This window comes from Vibrio sagamiensis NBRC 104589 (assembly GCF_007990935.1).
Taxonomy (GTDB): domain Bacteria; phylum Pseudomonadota; class Gammaproteobacteria; order Enterobacterales; family Vibrionaceae; genus Vibrio; species Vibrio sagamiensis.
Genome location: NZ_BJXJ01000146.1, coordinates 1 through 690 on the forward strand (window position 1 = coordinate 1; position 690 = coordinate 690).

Annotated in this window: 1 protein-coding gene; it reads right to left on the reverse strand. The window is 33.3% G+C overall.

The window, feature by feature from the left end:
- Positions 1–145: 145 nt before the first annotated feature.
- A complete protein-coding gene (locus VSA01S_RS19855; protein ID WP_145993933.1) occupies positions 146–553 on the reverse strand; it encodes a DUF6201 family protein in 408 nt (135 codons plus the stop codon).
- Positions 554–690: the final 137 nt, after the last annotated feature.

Sequence of the window (690 nt, forward strand, 5' to 3'; positions counted from 1 at the left end):
TTCTTCTAAAGTTCGACAAGAGACTCGAAAATTGTTGGGATGGACCGCCTTCCCCATCATTCGATTCACGGGCTTGTTGCAACAACCTCGTTTTTTTAACAAGCTAATTTCATTACATCAGTAACGGAATTGTTATTAACGATTATCAGTAAAAAATAAATTCTATAATTTTACTCCACCACTCTTTTTTATTAATAGGTATTGTGTAATCACATTCTTCGGGTTGAAAGTAAAGATATTTATCATGTTCAGATGGAAAACCGACATAAAATTCTTCATATTCTCTAATAACCATCGTGCAAAATGGTGAATTCTGACCAACATACTTCCCATTTTTATCGAATAAAACGATGTATTTCTTATTAAAAATCCGCTGAACTAAAGATATCGGAGTTGTTATTTTTATTGGGGATATTACCAACTTCCATTTTCCATCTGAACTGTATATGTATTTGGATTCATCATTAATAGGAAAAGATACCGGGGATAAGACTAACCACCAACCTAAAAAAATTATCATAAAGGTGAATGTTAATATTTTAAATTCCTTCATGATAGTTTAATTAACCTATGTTTTGCTCAAGTTTTTCAGAACACTTTTCTAAAAGCAATTTGTCCCTTAATTTTCGGTTCTGTCACACCTCTAGCTATATTTGCGACAGAACCGCCGAAGCTGAGGGTGCAGGAGAG